At 60.7% G+C, this 14,597-nt stretch carries 9 protein-coding genes; 5 read left to right on the top strand and 4 right to left on the bottom strand.

What is annotated here, in order from left to right:
• Positions 1-84: 84 nt before the first annotated feature.
• Positions 85-2,523, bottom strand: coding sequence for a Lon protease family protein (locus tag HU742_RS20810; protein WP_186641755.1), 2,439 nt, complete (start codon positions 2,521-2,523; stop codon positions 85-87).
• Between the two features lie 274 nt (positions 2,524-2,797).
• Here HU742_RS20810 and HU742_RS20805 point away from each other — a divergent pair, with 274 nt between their 5' ends.
• From HU742_RS20805 to HU742_RS20795, 3 genes are all read left to right on the top strand, one after another.
• Positions 2,798-3,286 carry a DUF3015 domain-containing protein gene (locus tag HU742_RS20805; RefSeq protein ID WP_186613019.1) on the top strand — a complete coding sequence of 163 codons (489 nt, stop codon included), beginning with the start codon at positions 2,798-2,800 and terminating at the stop codon, positions 3,284-3,286.
• Positions 3,287-3,374: 88 nt separating this feature from the next.
• The gene (locus tag HU742_RS20800; protein ID WP_186641753.1) at positions 3,375-5,228 is read left to right on the top strand and encodes an Lnb N-terminal periplasmic domain-containing protein; all 1,854 of its coding nucleotides are present in this window, start codon (positions 3,375-3,377) and stop codon (positions 5,226-5,228) included.
• A gap of 196 nt (positions 5,229-5,424) precedes the next feature.
• Positions 5,425-5,922, top strand: coding sequence for a GreA/GreB family elongation factor (locus HU742_RS20795; RefSeq protein ID WP_186645269.1), 498 nt, complete (start codon positions 5,425-5,427; stop codon positions 5,920-5,922).
• A 99-nt stretch (positions 5,923-6,021) separates the two neighbouring features.
• Here HU742_RS20795 and ettA read toward each other — a convergent pair whose 3' ends face one another.
• Entirely contained in the window at positions 6,022-7,686 is a 1,665-nt protein-coding gene (ettA, locus tag HU742_RS20790) for an energy-dependent translational throttle protein EttA (protein WP_181290000.1), read from the bottom strand.
• A 271-nt stretch (positions 7,687-7,957) separates the two neighbouring features.
• Between ettA and HU742_RS20785 the strand changes: the two genes are divergently transcribed.
• Positions 7,958-11,806 carry a sensor domain-containing protein gene (locus HU742_RS20785; protein ID WP_186641749.1) on the top strand — a complete coding sequence of 1,283 codons (3,849 nt, stop codon included), beginning with the start codon at positions 7,958-7,960 and terminating at the stop codon, positions 11,804-11,806.
• Between the two features lie 128 nt (positions 11,807-11,934).
• Positions 11,935-13,188 carry a serine hydroxymethyltransferase gene (gene glyA, locus HU742_RS20780; protein ID WP_186645267.1) on the top strand — a complete coding sequence of 418 codons (1,254 nt, stop codon included), beginning with the start codon at positions 11,935-11,937 and terminating at the stop codon, positions 13,186-13,188.
• 152 nt (positions 13,189-13,340) lie between these two features.
• Here glyA and yjiA read toward each other — a convergent pair whose 3' ends face one another.
• Positions 13,341-14,309, bottom strand: coding sequence for a GTPase (yjiA, locus tag HU742_RS20775; protein ID WP_186641746.1), 969 nt, complete (start codon positions 14,307-14,309; stop codon positions 13,341-13,343).
• Positions 14,310-14,394: 85 nt separating this feature from the next.
• Positions 14,395-14,592, bottom strand: coding sequence for a YbdD/YjiX family protein (locus HU742_RS20770; protein ID WP_003201656.1), 198 nt, complete (start codon positions 14,590-14,592; stop codon positions 14,395-14,397).
• Positions 14,593-14,597: the final 5 nt, after the last annotated feature.

Below are 14,597 nucleotides of genomic sequence, written 5' to 3'. Positions count from 1 at the left end.
CGGTCATAGTGTGAATATTGACGCCAGATCTGTGACTCTTTTGTGGCTCAGTGGCGAGGGAATTTGCTCCCTCGCCACGACAGCTCAAGCGGGCTTGGCCTCCACCAATGCCTGCTGCGCCATTTCCTTTTCCGCTTCCTTGATGTCTTCGTCGCTGATCATTTCCGCGATGACCCGCAGCCGCTCCACTACGCGAGCGTTGACGCTGCCCTCCGGAAACTCGCCGTTTTCGTCCGGCTCGCCAGCAGGTTCACCTACCAGCAGGCTCAGCGCCTCATCGGCCTGGCGCACGGCATAGACATGGAATTGTCCCGCGCGCACGGCAGTCAGCACCTTTTCATCGAGCATCAGGGTCGCAACGTTTGCCTGGGGAATGATCGCCCCTTGCTCCCCGGTCAGCCCACGCGCTTCGCAGAGGCGGAAGAAGCCTTCGATCTTCTCGTTGACCCCGCCTACCGCCTGCACTTCGCCAAACTGGTTGATCGAGCCGGTGATGGCGAAGCATTGTTTCAACGGTGTTTTCGACAGGGCCGAGATCAGCGTGCAAGCCTCTCCGAGGGACGCACTGTCCCCATCCACGTAACCGTAGGATTGCTCCAGGGCGATGCTGGCCGAGATCGCCAGCGGGAATTCCTGGGCATAACGGCTGCCCAGGTAACCGGTAAGGATCATCACGCCCTTGGAGTGGATCGGCTGGCCGAGGTTAACCTCGCGCTCGATGTCGACGATGCCGCTGCCGCCCGGATACACCGTGGCGGAGATTCGCGCCGGCACGCCAAACGCCGAATCGCCGACTTCCAGCACCGTCAACCCGTTGCACTTGCCTACGGCCGCGCCGTCGGTGTCGATCAGGATGATCCCCGCCAGCATGTCATCGAGAATCCGCGCCGAGACACGCCCGGTGCGAGTGGCCTTGGCCTTGAGGGCACGCTCGATGTGGCCGGCGTCGGTCATCTCATCGCCGGCCAACTGACGAATGAAATCCGCCTCGCTGACCAGTTGGAACAGGTCGCCAATACGGGCCGACAAGCGCCCCTGATGTTCGGCCAGGCGCGCACTGTAGGTCGCCAGGCGCGCCACTGCATCGGCGGTCAGCGGCGCCATGCCCTCCTCCGAAGTGCGGGTCTTGAGCAACTGGGCAAACTGCTCCAGGCTCTCGTCCCCCATCGGGATGTCTTCGTCGAAGTCCACCAGCACGCGAAACATTTCCTGGAAATCCGAATCCAGGTCCTGCAAGGCGTAGTAGAGCTGGCGCGCGCCGATGATCACCACTTTCACCTGCAACGGGATGTGCTGCGGCGTCAGGGTCACCGTCGCCAGCCGGCCCAGCTCACCCAACGGCGACTCCATTTTCAGCTTGCGCGATTGCAAGGCGCGCTTGAGGGCGTCCCACACGAACGGCTCACTGAGCATTTTTTCCGCTTCGAGAATCAGGAAGCCGCCATTGGCCCGGTGCAGGGCGCCCGGTCGCAATTGCCGATACGTGGTGTAGAGCGCGCCCTGGTCGGTGCTGTACTCGATGCGCCCGAACAGGTTGTCGTAGGTCGGGTGCGGTTCGAACACCACCGGCGCACCACCGCTCGCCGGATGCCCGACCACCAGGCTCGGGGCGTATTGTTCTTCCAACAGTTTGCGCGCGACGGCGTCGGTCTTGCTGTCGTCGACCAATTGCTCGACCACAGTCTTGAGCAGGTAGACCTGCATGGCCTGCAGATAACCGCAGACGGCAGCGTTCTCGGCGTATTTTTCCGAGAGCGGCGCGAGCAAGGGCTGCAACGCCAGGGTGATGGTTTCTTCGTTGAGCTGGCGCAGCTGGTTGTTGGACTCGCGCTTCCACTGCGGCAGGCTGGCGAGTTCTTCGTTCAGACGCTCTTCGAGACTGGAAATGTCCTCATGGAAGCGCTCGCGGTCGGCTTCCGGCAACTGGGCAAACTCCGCCTCATCCAAGGCCTTGCCTTCGCTCATCGGCGTGAAGGCAATGTTGCTGCTGTCGCGGTACAGCGCGACATCCTTTTCCAGCGCCAGGCGCTCGATCACATCGAGGGCGCGGTCGTAGCGCTGGTTGAAGGCGCGGTCGATGGCGCTTTTTTTCTGTTGGTAGGACGGATGCTCGAATACCGCCGGAAACGTCGCCAGCAGGTTGTCGATCAGGCCGTTGATGTCGCCGATGAAAGCACCCGCCGTGCCTGACGGCAGTTCCAAGGCGCGGGGTTCGCGGGGCTCATCGAAATTGTTGACGTAGACCCAGTCCGCCGGGGTCTGCATGCGCTTGCCCTCGGCCTTGAGGTAGCGTTTGACGAACGAAAACCGGCCAGTGCCGGGCTCACCCATGACGAATACGTTGTAACCGGGGCGTGGCATCGCCACACCAAACTGCAAGGCTTCGACCGCACGCTCCTGGCCAAGCACACCGCGGAAAGGCTCCAGATCATTGGTGGTAGAGAAGCTGAACTGTTCAGCGGAAAACGGACGGGTCAGCGCTTCAGGCGCTAGACGCAAGCTGGCAGCAACAGGATCAGGCATCGGGCTTCCTTACATCAGGCGGGGCAGATAGCGGCATTCTGGCGCTGCCTACACCTGACTGGCAAGGAGCGCCTTGAGCCAAAGCATAGTCGATGAAAAAACCACGGAAGGAAGCCCGTAAACAGGTGATTTCAATTAATGTTTTTGCAAAATGTCACGGAACCCTCGGATCGTGCCTAAACTCCAAACTGCGCGGCTGGAACAATAACCGGCCCACTGGCGCCAGTAGGGGCCAGACCCTGTCCATTGGTATGCACATAAAGAGAACATAGCTATGAAACGGATTCTTCTCGGTACTCTCTTCACCGCTGTATCCATTAACGCCATGGCTCAGGCCCCGGGCGGTCCGGATTGCGGTTGGGGCAACATGCTGTTCGAAGGTCAGCGTGGCACTCCGGCTCACTTCCTGGCATCCACCACCAACGGCACTTCCGGCAACGCCACCTTTGGCATGACCTCCGGCACCAACGGTTGCTCGACCAACGCGGCACTGACCTACGGTGGCAAGTCGTGGCTGGCCATGAATGGCATGATGAACGAGCTGTCCGAAGACATGGCCAAGGGTCAGGGCGAAGCACTGACGACTTATGCCGTGGTACTGGGCGTTGCGCCGGAAGATCGCGCGCATTTCTCCGCCGTCACCCACGAGCACTTCCAGCAGATCTTCAGCAAAGCTGACGTGACCGCAGAGGACGTGCATACCAATACCCTGTCGGTACTGAAAAACGATCCACGTCTGGCCAAGTACGCAACTCAAGCTTAAGCTCGACACCACTCGCTCCTCTCGGGGAGCGGGTTTTCTTTTCTGGGCCCCTGTTGGTCTTTTTTTTCGACTTCAAAAGTAGCCGACTATGCTCAAACGCCTTGCCTGGCTGGCGCTCTGTGTGTGCGCCCCGCTGTCCGCCGCACCCCATGTCGACACCCAACGTTTGCAGCAATTGTCCAACGACCGCTTCTGGATTTCCCTGGGGCACTACGAAACCGCCAAGCTCGGCGGCTGGCGCAGCTACATCAGCGACAAGAAATTCTTCCTCGCCCCGGACGGTAACGAACACCCCGACCGCGAGTTGAGCGCCACGCTGCAAGCGCTCTATGGTCCGGCCAGCGCCGGCCAGCAACATGCCCAATGCGTCTACCCGGCGCGAACCCGCTGGCTGAAGGCGCAGCTCAATCTCACCGATCTGCCAGCCGTTGATTGCAGCGAATTCACCCAATGGTTCAAGGACGTATCGCCCCACAGCGCGGTAATGATTTTCCCCGCCGCGTACCTGAACAGCCCGTCATCGATGTTCGGTCATACCTTGCTGCGCATCGACCAGGCCGACGTACAAAGCGACAAGACCGCCCTGCTCAGCTACGCGATTAACTTTGGTGCCTACATCGAAGGTTCGGACAACAGCATTCTCTATGCCTGGAAGGGCTTGATGGGCGGCTATCCGGGCCTGTTCGCCCTGGTGCCGTACCAGGAAAAACTCTCCGAGTACCGTAGCCTGGAGAACCGCGACCTGTGGGAATACCGCCTCAACCTCAGCCAGGCGGAAACCGAGCGCATGGTCGAGCACGTCTGGGAGCTCAAACAGATCCAGTTTGATTATTTCTTCTTCGATGAAAACTGCTCCTATCGATTACTCGAACTGCTGCAAGTCGCTCGCCCCAGTCTGCGGCTGACCGAACAATTCCCTCTGACGGCAATTCCCACCGACACCGTCAAGGCCGTGAAGGAAGCCGGACTGGTGGAAAGCATCCAGTATCGGCCGTCCCGTGAGCGGGAGTTGCTAAGCCGCGCCGACCCCCTCAGCGATGACGAACAACAATGGGTACTGAAGGTCAGCGCCGATCAGCAACAGCTTCAAGCCCCCGCTTTCAAGGCGCTGCCGCGCGAACGCCAGGCGCTGATCATCGACGCTGCCTATCGACTGGAGCGCTACCGCGCCAACGGTCAGGAGCGTGATCCGAAACGCTCCCAGCGCAGCTTCGAATTGCTGCGGGCAATCAACCAGAACCCTGCGCCGGAACTGGATATCCCGCAGCCGGGCCTGCCCGAAGATGGCCACGAATCGCGCACCTGGCAGGCCGGCCTTGGCACACGCGGCGACCGGGCGTTCGGTGAATACGGCCTGCGCATGGCCTACCACGACCTCAATGACAACGCCGAGAGCTTCCCGCTGGGTGCGCAGATTGAAATCCTGCAATTGAAATTGCGCCAATACGAAGGCAATGACTGGCAGCTACAGCAACTGGATCTGGCGACGATTCGCTCGCTGACCCCGCGCAACGAGCTGCTGCAACCGCTGTCCTGGCAGGTGACGGGCGGCCTGGAACGGGTGCCGGGCAAGCACGACGATGAAACCCTGGTCAGTCACGTCAACGGCGGCGCTGGCGGCACCTGGGCGTTGGGCGAGGATGTGCTGGGCTTTGCCCTGGGCACGGTGCGCGTCGAGCACAACAACGACTTCGCCCAATTCATCGCCCCGGCCGCCGGCTTCAACAGCGGCGTGCTGTGGAAAAACCCGCTGGGCAACCTGAGCCTGGAAGCCAAGGGTGATTACTTCGTCAACGGCGAAGTGCGCCGTAGCCTGAGTCTGAATCAGCAGTGGGAATTGTCCCGTAACCTCGGGTTGCGCCTGAGCGCCCAGCGGGAGTTCAGCCAACTGGCCTCGCCGGAGAACGAGGTGATGCTCGAAGTGAAGTGGTATCACTACTGAACGGATTGATCACCGCGCTTTCACGTCCTTCTGACGAATCCGCTTCTAGACTTCTGATATGAGTGGATCCGGCAGGACGGCAGGAAAAGGATCGGGACGCCGCTCGGGCTTACCGCTCGCAATGAGTCGCGTACAGATATTCGTCGAAACCAAATCCCTGCGACCATGGCCCAAACTCCAATAAGAGGAGAACACCATGAGCCGCGCTTTCGTCAACGAAGACAACGCCGCTGCCCAGGCCGATCAGCCGGTCGAACGCCAAGTCAGCGCGCAACCCAATTACGTCACGCCCACCGGATTTGCCCAGCTCCAGGCCCAGGTCGCCGAATTGCAGGCCTTGCACGGCCAACAGGCAGCCCGAGGAGATCTGGTGGACCAACAGCGGGTCGCCGATCTTGAACGGGACTTGCGCTATTTCAACCAGCGACTGCAAAGCGCGCAGGTGGTTACGCCCAGTGATTCGGACCAGGTGCGGATCGGGCATTGGGCGACTTTTGCCGATGAGCATGATCACGAACAGCGAGTGCAACTGGTCGGTGAAGACCAGGCCGATGCCGCCAGCGGATTGATCAACTGGGGATCGCCGTTGGGGCGGGCTCTGCTGGGCACCAGGATTGGCGATGAGGCGACTTGGAAGCGACCGATGGGAGATATGGTCATTGAGGTGGTGGCGATTGACTTGACGCCAGACTGAGACACCGTGGGGAGGGAGTTTGCACGGTACTCGCCTTGATAAGGTTTACCCCATAAAAAACGGAGCCCGAGGGCTCCGTTTTTTATGCAACCGACCTTATCAGGCCAGTTTCTTGTGGCGTACACGATGCGGCTGGGCGGCCGCTTCGCCGAGGCGCTTCTTGCGATCGGCTTCATACTCGGTGTAGTTACCTTCGAAGAACACCGCTTGCGAGTCGTCTTCGTACGCCAGGATGTGGGTCGCCACGCGGTCGAGGAACCACCGATCGTGGGAGATCACAATGGCGGCGCCTGGGAAGTCCAGCAGCGCTTCTTCCAAGGAACGCAGGGTTTCGACGTCGAGGTCGTTGGACGGTTCGTCGAGCAGCAGGACGTTGCCGCCCTCTTTCAAGGTCAACGCCAGGTGCAAGCGACCGCGCTCACCACCGGAGAGGTCCTTGACGAACTTCTGCTGGTCACCGCCCTTGAAGTTGAAGCGGCCCACATAAGTGCGCGACGGGATTTCATAGTTGCCGATGCGGATCTGGTCGGAACCATCGGATATCTGCTGAAACACGGTCTTGCTGCCGTCCAGGTCCTCGCGGCTCTGGTCGACGCAGGCCAGTTGCACGGTTTCACCGATCTCGATGGTGCCCGAATCCGGAGTTTCCTTGCCCATCAGCATGCGGAACAGCGTGGATTTACCCGCGCCGTTACCACCGATCACGCCGACGATGGCGCCTTTGGGCATGGAGAACGACAGGTTGTCGATCAGCACGCGGTCGCCATAGCCCTTGCTGACGTTCTTGAACTCGATGACCTTGTCACCCAGGCGCGGACCGGCCGGGATGTAGATTTCGTTGGTTTCGCTGCGCTTCTGGAATTCCTGGGACTGCATTTCCTCGAAGCGTTGCAGGCGAGCCTTGGATTTCGACTGGCGGGCCTTGGCGCCTTTGCGCACCCACTCCAGTTCTTCCTTCATGGCTTTTTCATGGGCCGACTGCTGCTTGGACTCCTGGGCCAGACGATCGGACTTGGCTTCCAGCCAACCCGAGTAGTTGCCCTCGTACGGAATGCCCGCGCCGCGGTCGAGTTCCAGGATCCAGCCGGCGACGTTGTCCAGGAAGTACCGGTCGTGCGTGATCGCAACCACGGTGCCTGGGAAGTCGTGCAGGAAATGTTCGAGCCAGGCGACAGAATCGGCGTCCAGGTGGTTGGTCGGTTCGTCGAGCAGCAGCATGTCCGGGGCCGACAGCAACAGGCGGCACAAGGCCACGCGGCGCTTCTCACCACCGGAGAGGTGCTCGACCTTGGCGTCCCAGGCCGGCAGGCGCAGCGCATCGGCGGCGACTTCCAGCTGGCGATCGAGGTTGTGGCCGTCGCTGGCCTGCAGGATCGCTTCGAGCTTGGCCTGTTCGGCGGCCAGCTTGTCGAAGTCGGCATCCGGGTCGGCGTAGGCGGCGTAGACCTCGTCGAGACGCGCCTGGGCGTCCTTGATCACGCTGACCGCTTCCTCGACCACTTCACGGACGGTCTTGGTTGGGTCCAACTGCGGCTCTTGCGGCAAGTAGCCAATGTTCAGGTCCGGCATCGGACGGGCTTCGCCGTCGAATTCGTTATCGACGCCGGCCATGATTTTCAACAGCGTGGACTTACCCGAACCGTTGAGGCCCAGCACGCCGATCTTGGCGCCAGGAAAGAAGGACAGAGAAATGTTTTTCAGGATTTCCCGCTTCGGCGGAACAACTTTGCTCAGCCGATGCATGGTGAATACGTATTGAGCCATGGTGAACCTAGCGTCAGTGACAGGTGAAAAGAACGTGCCAGGCCATGCGCGGCGCGGGCTCTTGACGAACATCAATGCCTGCGGACGGATAGAGCCTGGGAATCTGGAGCTGGAACGCTCTTGTTTGACCGGCAAAGCTACCTCAACCGTCGGTCAAGGTCCAGCCGCCCAGGACTGGCACTTTGCCACAAGTCAAGGCATGCTAGCCGCCCTTCGGGCGTCCGGCTTATAGTGCACGTCGCGCCAGTCCAGCAAACCGCAGGATTACAGCTTGTCCAATGTCACGCCGCCCTCGTCCCCACGTGCACCGACTGCTGTGCCTGGCCTGCCCCTGCGCGGGACATTGAAGGGCGGGCTGGCCTCGCTGGTGCTGTTGCTACTGGGCCTGCTTTTCTGGCAGTTGCTCGATCAACTGCGCGAAACCCAGCAGCAGCAGCGCCAATACACCATTGACTACACCGCCGACCTGGCCGCGCAAGTCAGCCTGAACATGGCCCTGAATGCGCAAATCGCCCTCAATCTGTTACCAATCGTCGAACAACCGCAAAGCGTCGACGAACAGCATTCGCTGTTGCGCAAGCTTCAGCAATCGCTGCCCGAGTTGCGCAGCCTCGCCTTGCTGAGCCCCTCCGGCAGGGTACTCAGTGACAGCGACGCCAACAGCCACGACGCCGAGTACCTGAGCGAACTCGTACGGCGCAGCCGCGCCCAGGCGCACTATTTCAGCAACGCCGAAGACGGCTCCGTCGTGCATCTGTTGTTGCACCAGGCCAGCGGCAGCACTCGTGGCTATTGGGCGTTGCGCCTGACCCCAAGCTTCTTTTCGACCTTGACCAAGCAGGCCGATACGGGCCTGCGTCCGTTGTGGCTGGTGGAGAACCGTCTCAATCAGCAAATCATCAGCCGCGACGAAAGCCTGCCGACGTCCAGCCGCGCCCAGTTGACCACGCAGGACCTCAGCAACACCGTGTTGACCGTACCGCTGAGCAGCAGCGACTGGCAGTTGCGCGGGCTGTTCGATCGAAGCCAGGTGCTGGAGCAACTGTTGCCCGCCTTTATCGGTAAATGCTTGCTGGGCCTGGCGTTTTCGATGCTGCCGGTGATTGCGCTGCTGAACATGCGTCGGCGCCAGCGTCAATTGCATGAAGGACGTCGCCGCTACCAGGACATCTTCGAGGGCACCGGCGTGGCCCTCTGCGTGCTTGACCTGTCCGGACTCAAGGCGTTCTTCGCCAAGGCCGGCCTGCACGATGGGGAGCAACTGCGGGCCTGGCTGCAGATTCCGCAACAGCTCGAACAGCTGCAACAGCAAGTGCACGTCACCGAAGTCAACCAGATGGCCTTGAAGCTGCTCAATGTCGACTCGTGTGAACAGGCCTGGCAATTGCTGGTGGGCAACGCGGCGAAGGACAACAACCCGGTCGGCTCGACACTGCTCGAAGCGTTGCTTGACCAGCACAAGCAACTGGAACTGGAAATCAGGCTCCAGGACGCCCATGGGCGGGATCAGCACTTGTGGCTGGTGCTGCGCCTGCCCGAAACACAGGACGACTACAACGCCGTCATCCTGAGCATCAGCGATATCACCAGCCGCAAGCTGATCGAGCTGTCTCTGCTTGAGCGCGAGGGTTTCTGGTCCGACGTGGTACGCACCGTCCCGGATCATCTTTATGTGCAGGACGTCATCAGCCAGCGGATGATCTTCAGCAACCATCACCTGGGCCAGACGCTCGGTTACGACCGTACCGAACTGCACCAGATGGGCGAATATTTCTGGGAAATCCTGCTGCACAGCGACGATGCCGATCACTACCACAACCTGCGGCAGGAGCAGCGACGGGGTGGATATACGCAACTGCTTCAATGCCAGTTGCGCTTTCGTCATCGCGACGGCAAATGGCGATGCTTCGAAGTGCGCGAACAGGCCCTCGCGCGTGACCGCTACGATCAGGTAACCCGGATCATCGGCGTGGCCAAGGACATCACCGAGCAGATCGAGGCCAGCGAATCGCTGCGCGACAGCGAGCAACGCTACCGGATGCTCGCCGAAAGCATCAGCGACGTGATTTTCTCCACCGACAGCAAGCTGTCGCTCAACTACGTCAGTCCGTCGGTCCAGGCGGTGCTGGGCTATACCGCCGATTGGATCTTCCAGAGCGGCTGGCAATCGACCATCGCCAATCCGGCCCAACTGACCGGCATCCATTCCCTCATGGACCGGGTCAGCAAGGCCCTCGACAAGCCCGAACAACTGGCCGAGCTGCGCAATCAGATGCAGACCCAGTTGTTCCTGTTCGACTGCCTGCGTGCCGACGGGCGCAAGATTCCCATCGAGCTGCGGCTGGTGCTGGTCTGGGATGACAATGGCGCGTTCGAAGGCGTGCTGGGCGTAGGCCGGGACATCAGCCAGCAGCGTCGCGCCGAAAAGGACCTGCGCATGGCCGCGACGGTATTCGAGCACTCGACCTCGGCCATCCTCATCACCGATCCGGCCGGCTACATTGTCCAGGCCAACGAAGCGTTCAGCCGCGTCAGCGGTTATGCGGTATCGCAAGTGCTGGACCAGTTGCCCAACATGCTGACCGTGGATGACCAACAGGAAGCTCACCTGCGTTACGTGCTCAAGCAATTGCAACAGCACAGCACTTGGGAAGGCGAAGTCTGGCTCAAGCGCCGCAATGGCGAGCACTACCCGGCCTGGGTCGGCATCACTGCGGTGCTCGACGACGAAGGCGACCTGGCCAGCTACGTGTGTTTCTTCAGCGACATCAGCGAACGCAAGGCCAGCGAACAGCGCATCCACCGCCTGGCCTACTACGACGCCCTGACCCATCTGCCCAACCGCACGCTGTTCCAGGACCGCCTGCACACTGCACTGCAATCGGCCGAGCGGCAGAAAACCTGGGTCGTGCTGATGTTCCTCGACCTCGACCGTTTCAAGCCTATCAACGACTCCCTGGGCCACGCCGCCGGCGATCGGATGCTCAAGGAAATGGCCACGCGCCTGCTCGGCTGCGTGGCTGACGACGACACCGTGGCGCGCATGGGCGGCGACGAATTCACCTTGCTGCTGCAACCACGAGCCAGTCGGGAAATGGCGCTGAACCGGGCGATTACCGTGGCCGAACAGATTCTTGCCAGCCTGGTCCGGCCATTCGTGCTCGAAGGCCGGGAGTTTTTCGTTACCGCCAGTATCGGCATCGCCCTGAGCCCCCAGGACGGCAACGAACTGAGCCAATTGATGAAAAACGCCGACACGGCCATGTATCACGCCAAAGAGCGCGGCAAGAACAATTTCCAGTTCTACCAGGCCGACATGAACGCCAGCGCCCTGGAGCGCCTGGAGCTGGAGAGCGACCTGCGCCATGCGCTGGAGCAAAACGAATTCGTGTTGTATTACCAGCCCCAGTTCAGCGGCGACGGTAAGCGCCTGACCGGTGCCGAAGCCTTGCTGCGCTGGCGTCATCCACGTCGCGGACTGGTGCCGCCGGGGGATTTCATCCCGGTGCTCGAAGAGCTTGGGCTGGTGGTGGACGTCGGCGACTGGGTGATCAGCGAGGCCTGTCGCCAGCTCAAGACCTGGCACCAGACCAAGGTCAGGGTGCCGAAAGTCTCGGTCAATATCTCGGCCAGGCAGTTCTCCGATGGCCAACTGGGCACGCGCATCGCCAATATCCTGCGCAGCACCGGCCTGCCGCCGGCATGCCTGGAACTGGAGCTGACGGAAAGCATCCTGATGCGTGAGGTCAGCGAAGCGATGCAGATCCTGGCCGGTTTGAAAAACCTGGGGCTGAGCATCGCGGTGGATGACTTCGGCACCGGTTATTCATCGCTCAACTACCTCAAGCAATTCCCCATCGACGTGCTGAAGATCGACCGTACCTTCGTCGATGGCCTGCCGTCCGGCGAACAGGACGCGCAGATCGCCCGGGCAATCATCGCCATGGCCCACAGCCTCAACCTGGCGGTGATCGCCGAGGGCGTCGAGACCCACGAGCAATTGGAATTCCTGCGTGAGCATGGCTGCGACGAAGTCCAGGGCTACCTGTTCGGTCGGCCGATGCCGGCCAATCGGTTTGAAGCGCAGTTCAGCAACGATGCGTTGTTCATGCTTGATTGAGGCTGCCGGGACACGGCTCGATTGTGCGTGAAACCCATTCGTCCGCGACATGACGTCCTTTCATATGCCTTCCAAAACCGGTTGGGTTAGAATGCCCCCCTTTTCTGCCCCGATCCTTGAGGACCGCCATGTTCAGCCGTGATTTGACTATTGCCAAGTACGACGCCGATCTCTTTGCCGCCATGGAGCAAGAAGCTCAGCGCCAGGAAGAGCACATTGAGCTGATCGCTTCGGAAAACTACACCAGCCCCGCGGTGATGGAAGCTCAAGGCTCGGTACTGACCAACAAGTACGCCGAAGGCTACCCGGGCAAGCGCTACTACGGTGGTTGCGAGTACGTCGACGTGGTCGAGCAACTGGCCATCGACCGCGCCAAGGAGCTGTTCGGCGCCGATTACGCCAACGTCCAGCCGCACGCAGGCTCCCAAGCCAACGCCGCCGTATACCTGGCGCTGCTGTCGGCCGGTGACACCATCCTGGGCATGAGCCTGGCCCACGGCGGTCACCTGACCCACGGCGCCAGCGTTTCCTCCTCGGGCAAGCTGTACAACGCGATCCAGTACGGCATCGACGGCAACGGCCTGATCGACTACGACGAAGTCGAGCGCCTGGCCCTCGAGCACAAGCCGAAAATGATCGTGGCCGGCTTCTCCGCCTACTCGCAGATCCTCGACTTTCCGCGTTTCCGCGAAATCGCCGATAAAGTCGGTGCCTACCTGTTCGTCGACATGGCCCACGTTGCCGGTCTGGTCGCCGCGGGCGTCTATCCGAACCCCGTACCGTTCGCCGACGTTGTCACCACTACCACCCACAAGACCCTGCGCGGTCCACGTGGCGGCCTGATCCTCGCCCGTGCCAACGCCGACATCGAGAAGAAGCTGAACTCCGCTGTCTTCCCAGGCGCGCAAGGTGGTCCGCTGGAGCACGTGATCGCAGCCAAGGCGATCTGCTTCAAAGAGGCCCTGCAGCCTGAGTTCAAGACTTACCAGCAGCAAGTGGTGAAAAACGCCAAGGCCATGGCCGGTGTATTCATCGAACGCGGCTTCGACGTGGTGTCCGGTGGTACTGAGAACCACTTGTTCCTGCTGTCGCTGATCAAGCAGGACATCTCCGGCAAAGACGCCGATGCGGCGCTGGGCAAGGCGTTCATCACCGTGAACAAGAACTCGGTGCCAAACGATCCACGCTCCCCGTTCGTCACCTCGGGCCTGCGCTTCGGCACCCCGGCCGTGACCACTCGCGGCTTCAAGGAAGCCGAGTGCAAGGAACTGGCCGGCTGGATCTGCGACATCCTGGCTGACCTGAACAACGAAGCGGTGATCGACACCGTGCGTGAGAAGGTCAAGGCTATCTGCAAGAAGCTGCCGGTTTACGGCGCTTGATCTAGCCCGTCCAACCGATAAAAAAAGACCCACATCGAAAGGTGTGGGTCTTTTTTATTGGCGCAGGGAAACATGTCCAAATAACAAGCCCGCGCCCGCACGCCTGGATATAAGGCGAGCCGCGTACTTTCAGTCTGCCCACATATCTTTGGTCAAAGCAGGATTGCTTCAAAACCCGCACGGATTTTCTCTTCGGGCAGTTCATCGGCTATGAACACAATCACGCTTTCCCGAGCTTCGCCTGGCGCCCATTCGGTGTCCCAGTCGAAACCGTACAGCTTGAGTACCCCTTGGAAAACGAGTCGACGAGGTTCACCTGCGATGTTCAGTACACCCTTGTAGCGCAGCAATTGTTTGCCGTGCTCTTCCAGCAGCTGGTTCATGAACTCGCTGAGCTTGTCGATATCCAGCGCCTTGTCGGTGCGCAGCACGAGGCTGCTGATTCGATCGCCCGTGGTTGCCTTGCCAACCGGACGAAGACTGAACCCGGCGCCCAGGTCCGCGTTGAGATTGAATCCTCGGATGTCGAGCAGTTCGGCCAAGTCGATGTTGCCGTGTTCTACGACCCGGATCGGCGCCCGTCGGTTAATGCGCGTCAACCGCTCGCCAAGTGCCTTGACCTGAGCCGCATCCACCAGATCGGTCTTGCTCAGGAGCAACCGGTCGGCAAATCCGACCTGGGCCTGGGCGATGGCCTGGGTCAGGTGGATTTCGGCGTGGGCCGCGTCCACCAAGGTCAGAATGCCGTCGAGGATATAGCGCTCGCGCAGATCCTCGTCGATGAAAAAGGTCTGGGCCACGGGTGCCGGGTCGGCCAGTCCCGTGCATTCGATCACCAGGCGATCGAAGTGGATTTCCCCGCTGTCCAGCCGTTCCAGCAGTAGATAAAGGGCCTTGGTCAGGTCGGTGTGAATCGTGCAGCAGACACAACCGTTGGCCAGGGTCATGACTTGCACCGGCTCGTCACCCAGTAGCTGGGTGTCGATCCCGGCGTCGCTGAATTCGTTTTCGATCACAGCGATTTTCAGGCCGTGCTCGGCCTTGAGCAGATGGCGCAGCAAGGTGGTCTTGCCTGCACCGAGGAATCCGCTGAGGATCGTGACCGGGATGGGAGAGGACAAACTGGATCTCCTGTTCAGAAGTTAATGAAGGGGCACAAAACAACTGTGGGAGCGAACAGTTCGCTCCCACAGTCATCACCTCAACTCAACAACACTTGGGCCCACCCTTGCCACCGTAACGGGCCTCCTGGCGTTCTCGGAAGAACGCCTCGTAGTCCATCAGCGGTTTGTCCGGGTGCTTGGTTTGCATGTGCTCGACGTAGTTGTCGTAGTCGGGCATGCCGACCATCAGGCGCGCGGCCTGACCGAGGTATTTACCGAGGCGACTCAAGTCATTGAACATCGTTG

The organism is Pseudomonas marvdashtae (assembly GCF_014268655.2).
Lineage (GTDB): Bacteria > Pseudomonadota > Gammaproteobacteria > Pseudomonadales > Pseudomonadaceae > Aquipseudomonas > Aquipseudomonas marvdashtae.
Note: the sequence above shows the minus strand (reverse complement) of the source record. Positions and strands in the feature narration are given on the sequence as shown.

Coding starts and splice junctions, on each gene's coding strand:
- HU742_RS20810 (WP_186641755.1), bottom strand. CDS start 2,523: ATGCCTGATCCTGTTGCTGCCAGCTTGCGTCTAGCGCCTGAAGCGCTG.
- HU742_RS20805 (WP_186613019.1), top strand. CDS start 2,798: ATGAAACGGATTCTTCTCGGTACTCTCTTCACCGCTGTATCCATTAAC.
- HU742_RS20800 (WP_186641753.1), top strand. CDS start 3,375: ATGCTCAAACGCCTTGCCTGGCTGGCGCTCTGTGTGTGCGCCCCGCTG.
- HU742_RS20795 (WP_186645269.1), top strand. CDS start 5,425: ATGAGCCGCGCTTTCGTCAACGAAGACAACGCCGCTGCCCAGGCCGAT.
- ettA (WP_181290000.1), bottom strand. CDS start 7,686: ATGGCTCAATACGTATTCACCATGCATCGGCTGAGCAAAGTTGTTCCG.
- glyA (WP_186645267.1), top strand. CDS start 11,935: ATGTTCAGCCGTGATTTGACTATTGCCAAGTACGACGCCGATCTCTTT.
- HU742_RS20770 (WP_003201656.1), bottom strand. CDS start 14,592: ATGTTCAATGACTTGAGTCGCCTCGGTAAATACCTCGGTCAGGCCGCG.